This window comes from Bradyrhizobium sp. SRS-191 (assembly GCF_024586915.1).
Taxonomy (GTDB): Bacteria; Pseudomonadota; Alphaproteobacteria; order Rhizobiales; family Xanthobacteraceae; genus Bradyrhizobium.
On sequence record NZ_JANBVS010000042.1, the window covers coordinates 1 to 3,556 of the forward strand.

Sequence of the window (3,556 nt, forward strand, 5' to 3'; positions counted from 1 at the left end):
CGAAATTGTCTTGTCCGGGTATTTTGCCTGTTGCTAAGAAGGCGAACATATTCTTCTTGGCTAAAATGAATAGCCGAATGGAATATGCGCAACTTCAACTCGCTGATCGATATCACGCCGCGAGTACGCACATGGAAGCCAGCAACGCGTCTTGCCATTCCAGCAAGCTGCACGACCTAGAACTCTGCGCCATCCAGCAATCGTTAGCGGAATGCCTCCTTTGAGCGAACACTCATCTGGATGCCACCAGCTAACGAATTCATCCAATCGTTGGTGCATATTTACAAGCGCCGGCAACAAGAATTCCGTCTTGGCGTGGATAGACCCGATGTATCCGCGTAGGTGGGATTTGGCGCTGGCATATTATGGAAATGACGACGCTAATTTCGCAGAGCTCGAGAAGCATTCGGCTTACGCGTTTCGCACAAGCGGGAGCAAGTTTCAGAATCTCAAGAAATTGCTTGATAGGTCGCCGCACATCTTGGACGGCTACACGCACGTTTGTGTTTGCGACGACGACATTCAAATGACTCCGAGGCAAATAGATCAATTGTTCGGCCTATCGGAACAGCTTGGATTTTGGGTTGCTCAGCCTGCATTCAGTCCGGCGGGGAAGTGGTCTCACGAGATCACCATCTGTGCGGGGAAAAAGAGCGACTACAGGATCGTCAATTTCGTTGAAGTCACTATGCCAGTTTTTCGCCGCGACAAGCTGATGCAATTTATGAAAGTCTACGATGACACTTTGGTCGGCCTCGGCATCGACTGTTGGTACTCGGATTTCCTGCAAGCCCATCTTTTTGGTCGGTTTGCTATCATCGACAAAATCTCGGTTATAAATCCCACGGACGAGGAGAAAGGCCACCGGGAGATCGATCGCCTCCAGAGCTTCGAGGAAAGAGTCGCCTCCTGGATTGGCATTTCGGAAAAATATGGAATTGTCGCACACCCGCACCAGGTCTTCGCGTACTGCAAGATGGCGCCTCGAGGAGACACGGGGAAACGTTCACGCGCGCGCATTTTGTTAGGGAAGCTGCAGAAAGCTAGGGCACGTGCCAAGCATTTGCTGCGCAGTCGGGTAACCTGATTGACGGACGTCACCGCTTCGAACTGGTTGCGCTTTTGCCCATTGGACGCTCGCCATGAGCGTCGACAAGTCGAACAACAGTTCGTTGGCATCGACGGTTCAGATTTCGAGCCCCTCATGGGCCCAGCGATCATCGCGAATAAGGCTTGGATGAAAGCGACTCGGATAATTTTATAGGGACCCTGTCGTAACTATCCCAAGGCACTTTGCGTAGAAAGAAGCTTGATTAATCTCGATCGATGGGCGAACACCGCCTCGTCGGTCAAATCAGCAGCAGATTGCTTGGCAAGGAACGACAATTTGGGCAAGGTATCCGTGTTGCTAAGCCTGACGATTGCTTCGCCCAAATCAGCTATATTTCCCTTTTGAACGAGCACCGATCCGCCATGCTGCCTTGTAAGGTCATTCGGGTAGGGACTATCATAGCCGACGATCGGAAGCCCGCATGCCAGAGCTTCAATAAGGCATCGGGGCGATTCGAGCGTCTTGTGACAAAACACAAAGATGTCGAATTGCTTCATTTCGTCAAGCAGTTGATCGTGTGGTATAGATCCAGGGAAGGATATCGGCAGCGACAGCCTACTGGCGAGTTCTTTAGCTGCCTGCAAATCGCTCCCAACTCCGTACCATGTACAAATTAGGCTCGTCTTGCTGCTGGCGTGAGCTATGGCTTGAACCCAATCTAAGATCCCCTTTTCCGGCGCTGCCCTTCCCGCGTAGACGATGCGGAGGGGGCGGACCGCCCTGTCGCTCAATCTCAGTTCAAGCTGTTCATCGGTTATGTGCTGATCTGCACCTATGTGTATGTCGTGAACGAGGTGGGGATTACGACAATATGGCGCATATGCATCATAGCAGTCCGCGCCGTGGAAAAGGCCCAGCGCAGAGCGAGCGATAACGGCTCTCTCGTAAGGAATCATCGCCACAGCGGTGGCCTTCGTATATAGCCGCGGCAGGAGCCCCTTTCCTTCCGCGCGCTTGAAATGCACATCGGATTCGACATGATCCGTCCAAACGGAAAAAGCACGTCCTTTTTGGCTTGCAATCCATGCTGCAACTGAACCCCAATCCCCCCAAAGGCCGCCAATTCCAAACTGGAGGTGCTGGGCTTTATCGATCTCTTGGGCCAGGATCTTCGAGACTGCGGGCAATTTCTTCAAAAACTGATGAGGTTGCCATGCCTGGTCTAGACTTACGATTCTAAGCCTGTCCCCCCCAGGGATCGTGGAAATTGGTAGAGTTGGTTCTGCACTTTCTCGAGCGTACGGACACGCAGCAATTACATTCTCGAAATGTTGGAGCCAGAGCCGTAACCCATTATGCGCTTGTGCTTCGATTTGCAGGCTATCGAGCGGCCCCGTCACCGGCACCTGCAAAACCAAAAAAATACTGCTCATTCGGCGATCCAATTCCAACCAGAGGGCTGATCGCTCCGGCGACGATGAGCGAAAAATACCTTACGCGCCCCCCTCCTTGCCAGCCCCAAAATCGAAGCAACCAATAGGTGCTCGTTCGTCACGCGACGTTTGTTCTGCAACTTGACGCGCTATACTAACCAAGCGACACGTCCTTTGCCGGACACGAGGCGCTACAAATTGCCATCAGTCAGTGACCGGAGCATCTCCAGACGATCGGAGGAAGTCTTCGCCGATGGTACCGGCGCAGCAATCAAGCTGCGAGGATAGGCCCCCGCACTTAGCGCCTTCGGCGGCACAGAGTGCCATGGTCAGGGATCGATGCCGTACTTTCTGCAGGCCAGATCGATGTAAGATCCTTTCGGAGGCTTCAGGTCTCGCAACTCGCGAAGGGCTCCGTTGTACATATGCACTGCACAAGTTTCCGGCCCGATCATCGCTTCGATCCGCTCTGCAGGCCCATATAAACCGCGCGCATCGCGCCACCCGACTGGGTAAAACACACTGGGCTCTTTCGCCAGCTCTGCGATCTTGTGCTTCTTGGCAAGATAGGTGAGCATTTCAGGGCCATACGTGCCCCAAGGCAGATCCTGTACCCGTACGCCCTTGCTGCTCGTCATCCGCGCAAAGTAGTACTGCAGGCTCCGCCTGGGGCCGAACCAGGGCGGTCGGACGTTGTCGCTAGGTAACTCGCAGAGGTCGCGCACGATTTCCGAATCCGAGGGAAGAAGCAAGACAGCATTGTTTATCTTGGCTCCATCCTCCCAACCCAGCACAAACTCTTCGAAAAAGTTCAATGGTTTGACGAAATAGACGTCGGCATCCACCCAGTAGCCGAGGCCCTTCTGAAGTAGGCGGTATCGAAAGAAATTGGCTCCAAGAGCGAAGGAGCCTGTGTCGGAATATCTGACCAGCCGTTGCTCGGACATCACCTCCCGCGCATCTCGAATTTCCACGCCGGCAGGTACACCTTGGAGTGCCTCTGGCGTATATGAATACAGGACAACATCGTGCCCTTGTGCCAGAGCAGACACGAAACATAACTGCTCAAGGT

General features: G+C 53.4%; 4 protein-coding genes. 2 read left to right on the forward strand and 2 right to left on the reverse strand.

All coding sequences use genetic code 11. The annotated features are described in order from the left end of the window. Together NLR35_RS33570 and NLR35_RS33575 are read left to right on the forward strand one after the other, a co-directional pair. On the forward strand, positions 1–224 hold a 224-nt coding region (locus NLR35_RS33570), incomplete at its 5' end, for a hypothetical protein (RefSeq protein WP_257170828.1). A 104-nt stretch (positions 225–328) separates the two neighbouring features. Then, a complete protein-coding gene (locus tag NLR35_RS33575; protein WP_257170829.1) occupies positions 329–1,087 on the forward strand; it encodes a hypothetical protein in 759 nt (252 codons plus the stop codon). A 191-nt stretch (positions 1,088–1,278) separates the two neighbouring features. On the opposite strand, the gene NLR35_RS33580 is transcribed toward NLR35_RS33575, so the two are convergent. Next, a complete protein-coding gene (locus tag NLR35_RS33580; RefSeq protein WP_257170830.1) occupies positions 1,279–2,484 on the reverse strand; it encodes a glycosyltransferase in 1,206 nt (401 codons plus the stop codon). A gap of 329 nt (positions 2,485–2,813) precedes the next feature. After that, the coding region (locus NLR35_RS33585; RefSeq protein ID WP_257170831.1) for a hypothetical protein at positions 2,814–3,556 on the reverse strand (743 nt) is incomplete at its 5' end.

Excerpts from the sequence above, each read along its gene's own strand:
- NLR35_RS33580 (WP_257170830.1), bottom strand. The coding sequence starts at position 2,484 with ATGAGCAGTATTTTTTTGGTTTTGCAGGTGCCGGTGACGGGGCCGCTC.
- NLR35_RS33575 (WP_257170829.1), top strand. The coding sequence starts at position 329 with ATGTATCCGCGTAGGTGGGATTTGGCGCTGGCATATTATGGAAATGAC.